General features: G+C 73.3%; 16 protein-coding genes. 6 read left to right on the top strand and 10 right to left on the bottom strand.

The genetic code is table 11. The features are described 5' to 3' along the window. Positions 1–55: 55 nt before the first annotated feature. Complete coding sequence (locus ABFY07_RS05445) at positions 56–964, bottom strand: polysaccharide deacetylase family protein (RefSeq protein ID WP_346173338.1); 909 nt, start codon at positions 962–964, stop codon at positions 56–58. A gap of 90 nt (positions 965–1054) precedes the next feature. Between ABFY07_RS05445 and ABFY07_RS05450 the strand changes: the two genes are divergently transcribed. Next, a complete protein-coding gene (locus ABFY07_RS05450) occupies positions 1055–2251 on the top strand; it encodes a class I SAM-dependent methyltransferase (RefSeq protein WP_346173339.1) in 1197 nt (398 codons plus the stop codon). Between the two features lie 7 nt (positions 2252–2258). On the opposite strand, the gene ABFY07_RS05455 is transcribed toward ABFY07_RS05450, so the two are convergent. Further along, positions 2259–2723: an ATP-binding protein gene (locus ABFY07_RS05455; protein WP_346173340.1), complete on the bottom strand. Its 465-nt coding sequence runs from the start codon at positions 2721–2723 to the stop codon at positions 2259–2261. A 163-nt stretch (positions 2724–2886) separates the two neighbouring features. Between ABFY07_RS05455 and ABFY07_RS05460 the strand changes: the two genes are divergently transcribed. From ABFY07_RS05460 to ABFY07_RS05475, 4 genes are all read left to right on the top strand, one after another. After that, complete coding sequence (locus ABFY07_RS05460; protein WP_065963103.1) at positions 2887–3738, top strand: Scr1 family TA system antitoxin-like transcriptional regulator; 852 nt, start codon at positions 2887–2889, stop codon at positions 3736–3738. A gap of 38 nt (positions 3739–3776) precedes the next feature. Continuing rightward, positions 3777–3980 (top strand): DUF397 domain-containing protein, encoded by a 204-nt coding sequence (locus ABFY07_RS05465; protein ID WP_346173341.1) that lies wholly within the window; start codon positions 3777–3779, stop codon positions 3978–3980. A gap of 135 nt (positions 3981–4115) precedes the next feature. Continuing rightward, complete coding sequence (locus tag ABFY07_RS05470; protein WP_346173342.1) at positions 4116–4964, top strand: arylamine N-acetyltransferase family protein; 849 nt, start codon at positions 4116–4118, stop codon at positions 4962–4964. A gap of 79 nt (positions 4965–5043) precedes the next feature. Continuing rightward, positions 5044–5439, top strand: a complete 396-nt coding sequence (locus tag ABFY07_RS05475; RefSeq protein ID WP_346173343.1) for a hypothetical protein — start codon at positions 5044–5046, stop codon at positions 5437–5439. A gap of 58 nt (positions 5440–5497) precedes the next feature. Here the strand turns inward: ABFY07_RS05475 and ABFY07_RS05480 are convergent, their stop codons facing one another. The 5 genes from ABFY07_RS05480 to tsaB all read right to left on the bottom strand — a co-directional run bounded on the left by ABFY07_RS05480 (position 5498) and on the right by tsaB (position 9088). Continuing rightward, positions 5498–6265 carry a hypothetical protein gene (locus tag ABFY07_RS05480; RefSeq protein ID WP_346173344.1) on the bottom strand — a complete coding sequence of 256 codons (768 nt, stop codon included), beginning with the start codon at positions 6263–6265 and terminating at the stop codon, positions 5498–5500. A 112-nt stretch (positions 6266–6377) separates the two neighbouring features. Continuing rightward, positions 6378–6632, bottom strand: a complete 255-nt coding sequence (locus ABFY07_RS05485) for a hypothetical protein (protein WP_346173345.1) — start codon at positions 6630–6632, stop codon at positions 6378–6380. Beyond that, complete coding sequence (gene tsaD / locus ABFY07_RS05490; protein WP_346173346.1) at positions 6629–7768, bottom strand: tRNA (adenosine(37)-N6)-threonylcarbamoyltransferase complex transferase subunit TsaD; 1140 nt, start codon at positions 7766–7768, stop codon at positions 6629–6631. Before tsaD ends, ABFY07_RS05485 begins: the two co-directional genes overlap by 4 nt. After that, positions 7761–8360, bottom strand: coding sequence for a ribosomal protein S18-alanine N-acetyltransferase (rimI, locus tag ABFY07_RS05495; RefSeq protein ID WP_346173437.1), 600 nt, complete (start codon positions 8358–8360; stop codon positions 7761–7763). The genes tsaD and rimI overlap by 8 nt, the downstream gene beginning before the upstream one ends. 59 nt (positions 8361–8419) lie before the next feature. Next, positions 8420–9088, bottom strand: a complete 669-nt coding sequence (gene tsaB, locus ABFY07_RS05500; protein WP_346173347.1) for a tRNA (adenosine(37)-N6)-threonylcarbamoyltransferase complex dimerization subunit type 1 TsaB — start codon at positions 9086–9088, stop codon at positions 8420–8422. A 200-nt stretch (positions 9089–9288) separates the two neighbouring features. On the opposite strand from tsaB, the gene ABFY07_RS05505 reads away from it, so the two are divergent. Next, positions 9289–9852, top strand: a complete 564-nt coding sequence (locus tag ABFY07_RS05505) for a hypothetical protein (RefSeq protein WP_346173348.1) — start codon at positions 9289–9291, stop codon at positions 9850–9852. A 52-nt stretch (positions 9853–9904) separates the two neighbouring features. On the opposite strand, the gene ABFY07_RS05510 is transcribed toward ABFY07_RS05505, so the two are convergent. The 3 genes from ABFY07_RS05510 to ABFY07_RS05520 form a co-directional block, all read right to left on the bottom strand. After that, positions 9905–10144 carry a hypothetical protein gene (locus tag ABFY07_RS05510; protein WP_346173349.1) on the bottom strand — a complete coding sequence of 80 codons (240 nt, stop codon included), beginning with the start codon at positions 10142–10144 and terminating at the stop codon, positions 9905–9907. Between the two features lie 149 nt (positions 10145–10293). After that, positions 10294–10866 carry a tRNA (adenosine(37)-N6)-threonylcarbamoyltransferase complex ATPase subunit type 1 TsaE gene (tsaE, locus tag ABFY07_RS05515; RefSeq protein ID WP_346173350.1) on the bottom strand — a complete coding sequence of 191 codons (573 nt, stop codon included), beginning with the start codon at positions 10864–10866 and terminating at the stop codon, positions 10294–10296. A 221-nt stretch (positions 10867–11087) separates the two neighbouring features. After that, positions 11088–12311: an alpha/beta fold hydrolase gene (locus ABFY07_RS05520; protein ID WP_346173351.1), complete on the bottom strand. Its 1224-nt coding sequence runs from the start codon at positions 12309–12311 to the stop codon at positions 11088–11090.

The following is a 12311-nucleotide window of genomic DNA, read 5'->3' on the forward strand; positions in this document are numbered from 1 at the left end:
CGGCTGGCCCATCGGCAGGGTGTGCCGCCCGGGCCGACGCCCCTCAGGAGGCTGGTCAGAGGTAGTCCTCCAACCGGGCCACCGCGAATCCCTGCGCCTGGATCTCCCGCACCAGTGAGGTCATCACATCGGTCATCGTCAGCCCGTTCTGCTGGGACGGGCCCCGGAAGTGGGCCAGGATGATGTCACCGGAGTGCAGCCGGTCGCCGGAGGCGTACTCCAGCCCGCCTGCCTTCATCTCGGCCGACCACATCACCAGCGCCCGCACCCCGCAGGCCGCCGCCGCGCGCACCGTGTCGTCGTCGAGCGCTCCGTACGGCGGGCGGAACAGATACGGCCGGGTGCCGAACTGGCGGGTGAGGATCTCCTGCTGGCCGCAGATCTGGTGGGCCTGCCCCTCGTACTCCATCCCGGCCAGCCGCGGGTGGGTGAGGGTGTGGTTCTGCATCCCGTTGCCGAGCCGGCGCAGCTGGCCGAAGTAGTCGTAGTCGCCGGCCACCTCCTCGTCGGTCAGGAACCCGGTGATCGGCAACCCCAGGTCCCGGACCTCCTGGACGAAAGCCGGGTCCTTCTCGGTGCCGTCGTCGATGGTGACGAAGACGACCCGGTCACGGGTCGGCACGTGGTCGACGATCGGCGGCCCGGCGGGCGCGCCCGCCCCGGGCGGCACCAGGGACGGCTTGGTCCGGGGCGGCGGCGCCGCCTCAAGGGGGCGGTCGAGCCCCCAGCGGCGGTAGCCGTCGGGGGGCGGGACGGGTGGGCTGGGCAGCCCGGAGGCCGAACCGGACGCGGACCGCGCGTCCGGCGCCGGGCCGGATTCCCGGCCCGGACCGGGGGCGTGGTCCGCGACGTCCGAGGACGACTTCGACGACGTGGACGTCATGGACGGCTTGGCCGACGGCACAGCCGTCCCGGCACCGTCCTCGTCCCCGCAGCCCGCGAGCAGCGCCGCGGCCGCGACCAATACGAGACACCTCGAAAGGCCAGTCTTGATCATCATCACATAAGCGATCTTCAGCCGGGTGGCGCGAACGCGCTCGCTGGAGCGGGGAGAATGGGCGACGTGGACGTTGACGCCTTCGACTCACTGCTCCGCGACGAAGGGCAGGCGCTGCTGAACGAGCTGCGGGACTACGACCCGGCGCGGGAGCTCGCCACGGCGACCCGGCTGCGCCGCGACCACCCCGCGGAGCTGGTCTCGGCGGCCCTCACCCAGGCGGGGCTCAGACAGCGCGCGGCCGCGAAGTTCGGCGCCGACGACGCCCACCGGATGTACTTCACGCCCCACGGCGTCGAGCAGGCCACCCGCGCGTCCGTGGCCGCCTACCGCGCCGACCGCTTCGCCGAGCTCGGCGTGCGCCGCGTCGCCGACCTGTGCTGCGGCATCGGCGGCGACGCGGTCGCGCTGGCCCGCGCGGGGATCTCCGTGCTGGCCGTCGACCGGGACCCGCTGACCTGCGCGGTCGTCCGGGCCAACGCCGAGACCCTGGGGCTGTCCGAGCTGATCGAGGTGCGCCACGCGGACGTCGCCGAGATCGACACCTCCCGGTACGACGCGATCTTCGTGGACCCCGCCCGGCGCGGCGGCCGCGGCCGCGTCTTCGACCCCGAGGCGTACTCCCCGCCGCTGTCCTGGGCCGTCGAGGCGGCCCGCACCGCCCCGCACGCCGCCCTCAAGGTCGCCCCGGGCGTCCCGCACGAGGCGGTCCCCGAGGACGCCGAGGCGGAGTGGGTCTCGGACCACGGCGATGTGAAGGAGGCCCTGTTGTGGTTCGGCACGGCGCGCCCCGGCATGCGCCGCGCCACACTGCTCCCCGACTGCCACTCCCTCCTCGGCACCCGGCTGCTGCCGGACCCGGAGCCGGGCCCGGTCGGCCGCTGGCTGTACGAACCGGACGGCGCGGTCATCCGCGCGCACCTGGTCGCGGACGTCGCCGCCAGGATCGGCGGCCGCCTCATCGACCCGACGATCGCCTACATCACGGCGGACGACCTGCGGCCGACGCCGTACGCCACCGCGTACGAGATCACGGACGTGCTGCCCTTCAACCTCAAGAAGCTCAAGGCGCTGCTGCGCGAGCGCGGGGTCGGCGTGGTGACGGTCAAGAAGCGGGGGTCGGCCGTCGAGCCGGAGGAGCTGCGGAGGAAGCTGCGCCTCGAAGGGGTGAATTCGGCCACGGTCTTCCTCACCCGGGCCGACGGCGCCCCGACGATGCTCCTGGGCCACCCGGCCCCGCACGGCCAGGGGTAGACGTCCCCTAGGCGGAGCCCCGGGTCCGCAGCTCGAACCAGACGCCCTTCGCGTACATCCCGGTCGGGTCCCCGTCCGCCGTGCCCCACTCGTCGGCCAGCGCGGCGACCACCCCGAGCCCGCGTCCGTACATCCGATCGCCCGCCGGCAGATACGCCCCCGTGGGCAGCTCGGTGCTCGCGTCGTACACGCTGATCCGCAGCCTCGGTTGCTCGATCATCACGCGCAGCATCAGGGAGTCGCCCTCGGCGTGCAGATAGGCGTTGGTGGCCAGCTCCGAGGTGCAGGCCGTCGCCACCTCGACGAGGTCCTCATGGCCCACGGAGTTCAGGACGCAGGCGACGAAGTCCCGGCAGATCTTGGGGGAGGTGGCCCGGCGGGTGCTCTGCAGCGTGTAGACGTACGGCTCTTCGGGACCGGGAGAGGGCGAACTGCCTGGGGGGCCGTCGTCGGGCTCGTGGTCGGGTCCCATGTCAACTCCCTGCGACGGGGCCGTTGGTGCGCGTACCGTTACGATGATCAACGCTTCGTAGCGGCGACACCACCTACCGTAGGACAGCGCTGCAAACAAGTGCTACGGATTCGTTGAATTTCCCCGACATATAGCCCTCGAGGGTGACACGCATGGGAGGGACATGCCGCCCAGGACTGCCCCAACCGCCCGTCAGCAGCGGTTGGGTACCGAGTTGCGGAGGATGCGCGAGGACGCGGGCCTCAGCATCCAGGAGGCCGCCGACCGGCTCGGGATCAACCGCACCCACATCACCAATCTGGAACTCGCCCGGTTCGGGGTGAGCGAGGAACGCGTACGGACCCTGGCAGCCATCTACGCCTGCCCCGACGGCGCGTACGTCGACGCCCTCGCCGCCATGACCCATGAGCGCCGGGGCGGCTGGTGGGAGGAGTACCGGGGGCTCATCGCCACCAGCGGGCTCGACCTGGCCGAAATGGAGCACCATGCCTCCCGCCTGCGCGTCGTCGGCCTCATCCACATCCCCGGGCTGCTCCAGACGGAGGAGTACGCGCAGGCGGTGATGGGCCACGCCGTGCCCCCGTGGTCACCGCCCGAGCTGCGCCGCAGGCTCTCCCACCGGATGAGGCGCCGGGACATCCTGGACCGGGACGACCCCCCGCCGTGCACCTTCATCGTCCACGAGGCCGCCCTGCACACCCGGTTCGGCGGAACGCGGGTCCTGCGCACCCAGCTGGAGCGGCTGCTGGAGGCGTCGGAGCGCGAGAACATCACCGTACGCGTCATCCCGCTCGCCACCGAGGGCTTCCCGGTCGCCGGCGCGACCGTCACCTACGCCTCGGGGCCCGTGCCGCAGCTGGACACCGTGCAGTTCGACTCGGCGCTCGGCTCGATGTTCCTGGACGCCGAGTCCCAACTGCGCAAGTACCGGGGGGTCCTGGACCGCACCGAGGACGTGGCCCTGCCCGTCGAGGAGTCGCGGGACGTCGTACGCGCCATCGCTCGACGCATGTGAAGCATGTGAGGCATGTAAAAAAGCAAGAAGGCAAGGTAATGCGCACCATCAACTGGCAGAAGTCCTCCTACTCCGCCCAGAGCGACGGAGACGCCTGTGTCGAGGTGGCATCCATAGGCGACGACATAGGACTCCGCGAGAGCGACGACCCGGACAGAGTCGTGACCACCACCCCCGCGAAGCTCAGGTCGCTCCTCGCCGGCATCAAGGCCGGCGAGTTCGACCATCTGGCGTCACGATGACCTCACCATGACGTCGCCACTCGGCCGCCGCTGGGGGCCCTGAGCCCTACGTCCGCCGGACCAGGCCCGCGGGACCAGGACCGCCGCCTCCCCGGCCCGATGCGCGGCCGTCCGGGGGTCGTTACGTTGATCACCATGACCAAGACGACCACCGCGACCGATGCCCCCGCCGAGCCCCGGCTGGACCTCGACGCCTACCTCGCCCGCATCGGCCGGCCGGGCGAGCGCCGCCCGAGCGCCGCGGCCCTGCGCGCGCTGACCTTCGCGCATGTGACGTCCATACCCTTCGAGAACCTCGACCCGCTGCTGGGCTCGGCGCCCTCGCTCGCCCTCCCCGACCTGGAGGCCAAGATGGTGCGCGGCCGGCGCGGCGGCTACTGCTACGAGCAGAACACCCTGCTCGCCACCGCCCTGAAGGATCTCGGCTTCCACGTCACGGGCCTGCTCGCCCGGGTGCGCGTCGGCGCCCGGGGTGCCCTCCGCCCCCGTACCCACATGCTGCTGCTCGTCGAGGTCCCGGGCGAGGAGCGGCCGTACGTGGCCGACGTCGGTTTCGGCCACATCGGGGGCCTGCTGGAGGCGGTGCCGCTGGTCGCGGACACCGAGTTCCACGACGGTCCCCGCCGCCACCGCTTCGTCCGCGAGCCGCACCACGGCTTCGAGGACCTCTGGGTGCTCCAGGCCTTCCTGGGCGGGGAGTGGGAGGAGGAGTACGCCTTCACCCGCGAACCCTTTGAGCACCCCGACTACGAGGTCATCAACTGGCATACGGCGACCAACCCCCGCTCGCCCTTCCAGCACACCCTCTACGCCCAGCGCCCCGCCGACGACCGCCATCTGGCGCTGGTCGGGCGCACCCTCACCGAGACGTACCACGACGGAACCGGCAAGCAGCGCCAACTGGCCGACGACGCCGAGGTGATGGCGGTGCTGAGGGCCGACTTCGGCATCGAGCCGCCCGAGGGCCTCCAATTGCCGGGTTGAACCGGGTAGCCCTTCGGACAGGCCGCCTCCCATGGCACGATCATCCCGCTAATGGGCGGATGAGAGGGTGGCAGGGGGCATGGGCAAAGAAAAACTGTCCGTATCGGATCAGGATCTGACAAGCCTGATCAAAGACCTGGAGGGGACGCTGAGCTACGTCGAGACGAAGATCAAGCGTCTCAACCTCCTGGTCGAGTCCGTCGACAAGGACGAGAAGGGGTCCGCGGCCGCCGCCCACAAGAAGCTACGGCGCGATGTGAGCATGGACGCGGTGCGGATCAGGCAGATGCTGAACGCCGTCGAGGAGGCGACGAAGGCGCAGGGGGCGGACACCCACCCCCAGTACCTGGAACTGCTGCACCGGTTCCAGGCGCTGCAGAAGTCGTCGGAGGGGCAGCGGGAACCGGGGAGCGCGGACGGCCACGACGGTCACGGCATCCACGACGGCCACGACGAGCCGGACCCCGCCGCCTGACCCCCGCCGCCGCCCCGCGCCCCCGCGACGGCCGGAAGCCCCTCGCGGCGGCCGGAGCTCAGGGCAGCTCGTGCGGCGGCTCGTCCACCTCGGGTACGGGGGTGAGTTCGCGGCTGACCAGGCGGTAGTAGCCGACCGCCTTGACCATCCCCAGCGCTCCCGTCCCCGCGAGGAGCACGGCGAGCCCCAGGGTCAGGGCGGAACCGTCCCCGGCGGCCGTCATGGCCGCCGAGGCCGACCCGAAGCAGCACAGCACGAGGGACGGCAGCAGCCAGAAGAGGGCGCGGCCCGGGGAGTGCCACCGGGCCAGCGTGTCCCGGTCCCGCGCCGACCGGGCCCAGTCGCGCAGCCGTTCGCGCGCCTCCAGGTCGTCCCGGGCGCCTGAGGCCACGGCCAGCGCGGAGGGCACCGCCAGCCCCGCCGCCAGGGCCAGCAGGAAGACGCCCAGCGCGACGCTGACCACGTCGCCGGCCGCCACATAGCGACAGCCCGCCCAGGCCGCGGCCCACCCCGCCGCGACGAGCCCGGTCGCCAGCCACAGCAACAGCGCCCGCCGCCGGGCCAGATACCGGGCGGTCAGCTCCCGCAGCTCCTCGGTCCGCTCGGCGAGCAGGTCGGCACGGTCGGCGTCCGGCGGCGCGACGGCGTCAGGCGCGGCGACGGCGTCAGGCGCGGCGACGGCGTCAGGCGCGGCGACGGCGTCCGCATCGGCATCCGGCGCGGCGCGGCTATCGGGGTCGGGGTCGGCGTCGGCGTCCGGCCCGGCGGGGGCGTCGGGTTCGGGGTCGGCGTCGGGCGGGGGCGGTGGCAGGGGGCGGGCGCTCATCTCTTTCCTTCGCACAGCGCGCTCGCGGCGCGACAGGACTCGACAGGAGTCGACAGGACTCCCGGCGCAGTCTTTCAGCCCGCGCCCACGCGCCGCCCCAGGGCCCCGGTGGTCAGTCGTCGACAGCCTCGAACCGCCAGCGGTGCACGGCCCGGCGCACCAGGTCCTCCCCCGGCTCGGGGAGTTCCGGCAGGTCGGCGTCGTACGGGGCGTCCCACCAGGTGATGACCAGCACGCGGTCCGCGGGGGCGCGGAAGGTCTCGCGGCGCAGCGGAGCCGGGTCGAGCTCCTGGCCGCGGGCCCAGGCCAGCAGCCGCTCGCCGCCGCCCTCGACGGCCCGCGCCTCCCACATCAGCGCGACGGTCATGCGTACAGGTTCTTCCGGCTCAGCTCGTGCACGTGGTCATGGTCGTGCACGTGGTCCTGGCCATGCACGTGGTCGTCATGGTCGTGGCCGGCGGGGGCCGGGACGTGCGGGTCGGTCACCGGCAGCGAGGAGTCCGCCGACAGGTCCCAGGCCGACGCGGCCCGCCCGCGCGCCACCATCTCCGCGCCCAGCGCCGCGACCATCGCGCCGTTGTCCGTGCACAGCTTGGGCCTGGGCACGCGCAGCGTGATGCCCGCGTCCTCGCAGCGGCGCTCGGCCATGGCGCGCAGCCGGGAGTTGGCGGCCACGCCACCGCCGATCATCAGGTGCTCGACGCCCTCGTCCTTGCAGGCCCGTACGGCCTTGCGGGTCAGCACGTCCACGACCGCCTCCTGGAAGGAGGCCGAGACATCGGCGACCGGGATCTCCTCGCCCGCCGCCCGCTTGGCCTCGATCCAGCGGGCCACGGCGGTCTTGAGGCCGGAGAAGGAGAAGTCGTACGCGGCGTCGCGCGGCCCGGTCAGCCCGCGCGGGAAGGCGATCGCGTCCGGGTCGCCCTCGCGCGCGATGCGGTCGATGACCGGCCCGCCCGGGAAGCCGAGGTTCAGCACGCGGGCGATCTTGTCGAACGCCTCGCCCGCCGCGTCGTCGATCGTCGAGCCGAGCGGGCGCACGTCGGAGGTGATGTCGGGCGCGAGCAGCAGCGAGGAGTGGCCGCCGCTCACCAGCAGGGCCATCGTCGGCTCGGGCAGCGGGCCGTGCTCCAGCTGGTCCACGCAGATGTGCGAGGCCAGGTGGTTGACGCCGTAGAGCGGCTTGCCCAGAGCGTACGCGTACGCCTTCGCGGCCGACACGCCCACCAGCAGCGCGCCGGCGAGCCCGGGGCCGGCCGTGACCGCGATGCCGTCCAGGTCGGAGGCGGCGACCCCGGCTTCCTTCAGGGCGCGCTGGATGGTGGGGACCATCGCCTCCAGGTGCGCCCGGCTGGCGACCTCGGGGACGACGCCGCCGAAGCGGGCGTGCTCGTCGACGCTGGAGGCGACGGCGTCGGCGAGGAGGGTGTGGCCGCGGACGATGCCGACGCCGGTCTCGTCGCAGGAGGTCTCGATGCCGAGTACGAGAGGTTCGTCAGCCATGGGTCTTCGTTCCTTGTACGGAGCTTGGTACGGAGCCTTGTGCGGGGCCTGGTGCGGAGCTGGGTACGGAGGCGGGTGAGCCCGGCGCGGGGCTCGGAGCGGGGCTCGGAGCGGCGAGTGACGCGGCGGGCGTCGCAGGTTCGGCGGCCGCCGCCGGGTCGGCCAGGCGCATCACCAGCGCGTCCACGTTCCCGGGCTGGTAGTAGCCCTTGCGGATCCCGATGGGCTCGAAGCCGAAGCGCTCGTAGAGGCGCTGCGCGCGCCGATTGTCGACGCGCACCTCAAGGAGCACCTCGCGGCATTCGAAGGAGGTGGCGGCCGTGATGAGGTTCGTCAGCAGGCGGGCGCCGAGCCCGGTGCCCCAGTGGTCGCGGGCGGTGGCGATGGTCTGGACGTCCGCGGTGCGGTCGACGGCGGCGAGCCCCGCGTAGCCGACGAGCCGGCCGCCCGCCTCCGCGACCACGTAGTGCCGGGTGGCGGCCGGGCCGCGCGCGTGGGCCAGCTCGGACCAGAACATGCCGGGCGACCAGGCGTCCTCGGGGAAGAGGTCCACCTCGAGCCGCAGCACGCGCTCGATGTCCCACCAGCGCATCTCGCGCACCACCGGTACCTCGGGGGTCGCGGAGGGTGTCGCGGGTGGTGTGGCGGGGGTCACCGGGGCGTGACCACCTTGTAGTTGGCGGGCACCTGGGCGTCGGGGCGGCGCAGGTACAGCGGCCGGTTGGGCAGCAGTTCCTCGCCGCGCGCGAGCTTCTCGGCGGCCAGCGCCGCCAGCGCGCCCGCCGACTGGTGCTCCGGCATCCCGGCCGGTACGGCTCCGAAGGCGTCCGGGTAGAGCAGGGCGCCCGCGCCGACGGCCGGCAGCCCGGCCACCCGCTCGCCGAGGTCCGCGGGCCGGTCCACGGCGGGCTCGGTCACCCGGGTGCGGGCGTCGTCGTACCGCGCCCAGTAGACCTCCTTGCGCCGCGCGTCCGTGGCCACGACGAAGGGACCGGTGAGCCCGGCCAGTCCGGCGGCGTACGCGATGCCGTCGAGCGTGCACAGCCCATGGACGGGGATGTCGAGGGCCGCCCCGAAGGTCGCCGCGGTCACCAGGCCGACCCGCAGCCCGGTGTACGGGCCCGGGCCCACGCCGACCACCAGGTCGGTCACCTGGGCCAGCACGGCTCCCGCCTCGGCCAGCACCTTGTCGACGGCGGGCAGCAGCAGCTCGCCGTGGCGCCGCGCGTCGACCTGACGCGACTCGGCGAGGACGTCGGTGCCGTCGTGCAGGGCGACGGTGACGGCGGGGGTAGCGGTGTCAAGCGCGAGCAACAGCACGAGGACAGCCTACGGCGCCCGCGGAGGGGGCCGCGCCGCCGCCGGGAGGAGCCGTGGCGCACGGCGGGGGCGCGCGCCGGTGCTACGGTCGGCTTGTCCCCTCGGGGTGACCGGGGAGACACCAGACCTGAGCGCGCACTGACCGCTACTGATCGCAGGAACTGGCCGCGGGAACCGACCGCAGGAGAGGGTGGCAAGCCGTGCCAAGGAGTACCGGGACCGTCGTGGCCGCGCTCACCGCCGCCGCGCTCGGCTGCGTGGGCTTCCTCGCCTACCAGGCCTCGGCGACCGCCCCCGAGCCCCCCTCCCACGCGCGGCACGCCGGCGACTCCAAGGGCAAGTCCAAGGGCAAGGACCAGGACAAGAACGGGAAGAAGAAGTCCACCGCGCTGCCGGGCGACTCCGGCTCCGGCCTGCGCGTGGTGTACGCGCTGGAGGACCGGCGGGTGTGGCTGGTGGGCGCCGACGAGCAGCCCACCCGCACCTTCGAGGTCCACCCCAGCTCCGCGAGCCCGGCCCCGGGGACCTACGAGGTCACCTCGCGGCGGCAGAGCACGATCGGCTCGGACGGGGTCAAGGTCGAGCACGTCGTCGTCTTCCACACGGACGAGGGAGTCGTGTTCGGTTTCAGCGCGGCGGTCGACGGCTCGACCCCCGACCCGAACGCGGCGAAGAAGACCGGCGGCATCCGGGAGAGCCGCGAGGACGCCTCGGCGATGTGGGACTTCGCGCAGGTCGGCACGAGGGTCGTGGTCATCGCCTGAGACGCTGCCCCCCCTGCGTCCCCGCGTCCCGCCCCCTGGCGCCTCTGGCCCCCTACGCGGCGCTGCGGCGGCGCTCGCCCTCCGCCCCTGGCTCCCCCGGCGTGGCGGGAGTCGCGCCCGGCCCGGCGGCTTCGGGCGGGGTGGATTCGGGCGGGGTGGCTTCGGAGGCGGGTGTGGATTCGGGCGGGGTGGATACCGCGCTCGCCGCCGCGCAGGCGGCCAGCAGCTCCGTCATCGACGGGGGCCGGTCATCGCGCCGGGCCGCCTCGGCAGCGGGCTCTCGGGACGGCATGGATGCCTCCTAAGGGTCCTGGGGCAGTCGAGCAGGCCGCCAAGTTAGGCACACCTAACCTGCCCTGCCTTCCCATGTGACCACGGAGGACGCCCCTCGCGCAACATTTTGCCGACGCCTTGTCGGAATCTCACCCCGCCGAGCGGGTCTCAGCCCGCCAGCACGGCCAGATCCTCCCCCGCCCAGCGCGGCCCGACGCCGGTCACGACGACCCCCCGGACGTCCTCCTCAGGCGCGGCGGCCTGCTCCCCGGCCGTCTGCTCGCCATCCGCCTGCCCCCCGGCCGTCTGCTCGCCACCTGTCTGCTCGCCGACCGTCCGCTCGATGACGACGTGCAGCCGGTCCTCCGCGAGCCCCTCGACCTTCCCCTCGCCCCACTCCACGGCCACCACCGAATCCGGCAGCGACACATCGAGGTCCAGGTCCTCCATCTCGTCCAGCCCCCCGCCCAGCCGGTAGGCGTCCACGTGCACCAGCGGCGGGCCGTCGCCCAGCGACGGATGGACCCGGGCGATCACGAACGTCGGCGAGGTGACCGCGCCGCGCACCCCCAGCCCCTCCCCCAGGCCCCGGGTCAGCGTGGTCTTGCCCGCGCCCAGCTCTCCGGTGAGCAGCACGAGGTCACCGGGGCGCAGCAGTTTCGCGAGCCTGCGCCCCAGGTCCCGCATCTGCTCGGGGGAGGTGACGGTGAGACGGGTGGCGACGGCGTGCGAGGTGTGCATCAGTCTCCTGACGAGGGGACCACCGGCTTCAGCCAGTGGGGGAATCGCTTCCCTGGCCTGTGATAATTTTCGCGTATCTCGCAAGGGATCGGTTCGGGCTGGACCGCAACCTACGGGTTGGAAGCCCCCTCCTGCAGGTTGGGGAGCGGAGTCACACCCGCCGATGTTACGGGCCGGGTCTCGCCCGCGGGCCAGGCGCCCGCGGGCCACGCCGGGAGCCCCTACCCGCGCGCCGAGCGCCGCCGCCCGTCCCCGTCCGCCGTCGCCCGCGGGCTGTCCGTACCGGCCGCCTCCGCCAGCAGGTCGATCAGATGTCCGTTCACCACTTCGGGGTGCTCCAGCATCACCAGGTGCCCGGCCTCCTCGACGATCACCAGCCCCGCGCCGGGCAGCGCCTCGGCAATGGCCTCGCTGTGCTCCATCGGGGTGATGAGGTCCTTGTCCCCCGCCAGCACCAGCACCGGCAGATCGTTGAAGACCGGCAGCGCCTCCGCCTTGTCGTGCTCGACGAAGGCCGGGTAGAACTCGGCGACCACGTCGATCGGCGTCGCCTCGATCAGCCGCTCCGCGAACCGCGCGACCCCCGGGTCCACGTCCTTCGACCCGAACGAATAGCGCTTGATCACGCCCGCGAACAGGTCGGCGGTGGCCCGCCGCCCCTTCTCCACCAGCTCCGCCTGCCAGCCCAGCGCCTTCAGCAGCCCCGGCAGCAGCCGCCGCACCGCGTTCACCCCGACCACCGGCAGGCCGAAGCTGACCTCGCTGAGCTTGCCCGCCGACGTACCGATGAAGGCCGCGCCGATCACCCGCTCGTGCACCAGCTCCGGGAACTGCGCGGCCAACGCCATCATCGTCATGCCGCCCATGGAGTGGCCCACCAGCACCAGCGGACCCTCGGGCGCGGCCGCGTCGATCACGGCCTTCAGATCGCGGCCGAGCTGGTCGATGGTGACCTGGGTACCCTCCATCTGGGCGCAGCCGCGCGCGGACCTGCCGTGGCACCGCTGGTCCCAGAAGACGGCGCGGACCGCCCCGCGCAGCACGGCCCGCTGGAAGTGCCAGGAGTCCTGGGCCAGGCAGTAGCCATGGCTGAAGATGACGGTGACCGGGGCGGGCGTGCGCCGCCCGAACAGCCGCTTGCGGCGCGCGGGCGCCTGCGGCTGTATCTCCTCGACCTCGTAGTACAGCTCGGTGCCGTCGTCGGCGAGCGCCGTGCCGGGGGTGCCGCGCAGCGTGCCGAACGGGCCCGCGGCGTCCAGTTCCAGCCGCGCCTTGCGCCGTACCCCCCGGCCCACGGTCAGCCGTTCGAGCCCGACCCCCATGGCCGCGCCGGCCGCGATGACGCCGATCGCGACGCCCGCGAACCCCGCGCCGCGACGCCACCCCACGGCCGTCGCCCCCGCCGCCACGCGGACCGCCGTCTCTGCCGTGCTGTCGCCTTCCAT

It is taken from the genome of Streptomyces sparsogenes subsp. cuspidosporus (assembly GCF_039532705.1).
GTDB lineage: Bacteria > Actinomycetota > Actinomycetes > Streptomycetales > Streptomycetaceae > Streptomyces > Streptomyces sparsogenes.

Bases quoted from the DNA above. Each gene is read 5' to 3' on its own strand.
- ABFY07_RS05450 (WP_346173339.1), top strand. From the start codon at position 1,055: ATGGGCGACGTGGACGTTGACGCCTTCGACTCACTGCTCCGCGACGAA.
- ABFY07_RS05455 (WP_346173340.1), bottom strand. From the start codon at position 2,723: ATGGGACCCGACCACGAGCCCGACGACGGCCCCCCAGGCAGTTCGCCC.
- ABFY07_RS05460 (WP_065963103.1), top strand. From the start codon at position 2,887: ATGCCGCCCAGGACTGCCCCAACCGCCCGTCAGCAGCGGTTGGGTACC.
- ABFY07_RS05465 (WP_346173341.1), top strand. From the start codon at position 3,777: ATGCGCACCATCAACTGGCAGAAGTCCTCCTACTCCGCCCAGAGCGAC.
- ABFY07_RS05470 (WP_346173342.1), top strand. From the start codon at position 4,116: ATGACCAAGACGACCACCGCGACCGATGCCCCCGCCGAGCCCCGGCTG.
- ABFY07_RS05475 (WP_346173343.1), top strand. From the start codon at position 5,044: ATGGGCAAAGAAAAACTGTCCGTATCGGATCAGGATCTGACAAGCCTG.
- ABFY07_RS05480 (WP_346173344.1), bottom strand. From the start codon at position 6,265: ATGAGCGCCCGCCCCCTGCCACCGCCCCCGCCCGACGCCGACCCCGAA.
- ABFY07_RS05485 (WP_346173345.1), bottom strand. From the start codon at position 6,632: ATGACCGTCGCGCTGATGTGGGAGGCGCGGGCCGTCGAGGGCGGCGGC.
- tsaD (WP_346173346.1), bottom strand. From the start codon at position 7,768: ATGGCTGACGAACCTCTCGTACTCGGCATCGAGACCTCCTGCGACGAG.
- rimI (WP_346173437.1), bottom strand. From the start codon at position 8,360: ATGCGCTGGTGGGACATCGAGCGCGTGCTGCGGCTCGAGGTGGACCTC.
- ABFY07_RS05510 (WP_346173349.1), bottom strand. From the start codon at position 10,144: ATGCCGTCCCGAGAGCCCGCTGCCGAGGCGGCCCGGCGCGATGACCGG.
- tsaE (WP_346173350.1), bottom strand. From the start codon at position 10,866: ATGCACACCTCGCACGCCGTCGCCACCCGTCTCACCGTCACCTCCCCC.
- ABFY07_RS05520 (WP_346173351.1), bottom strand. From the start codon at position 12,311: ATGGAAGGCGACAGCACGGCAGAGACGGCGGTCCGCGTGGCGGCGGGG.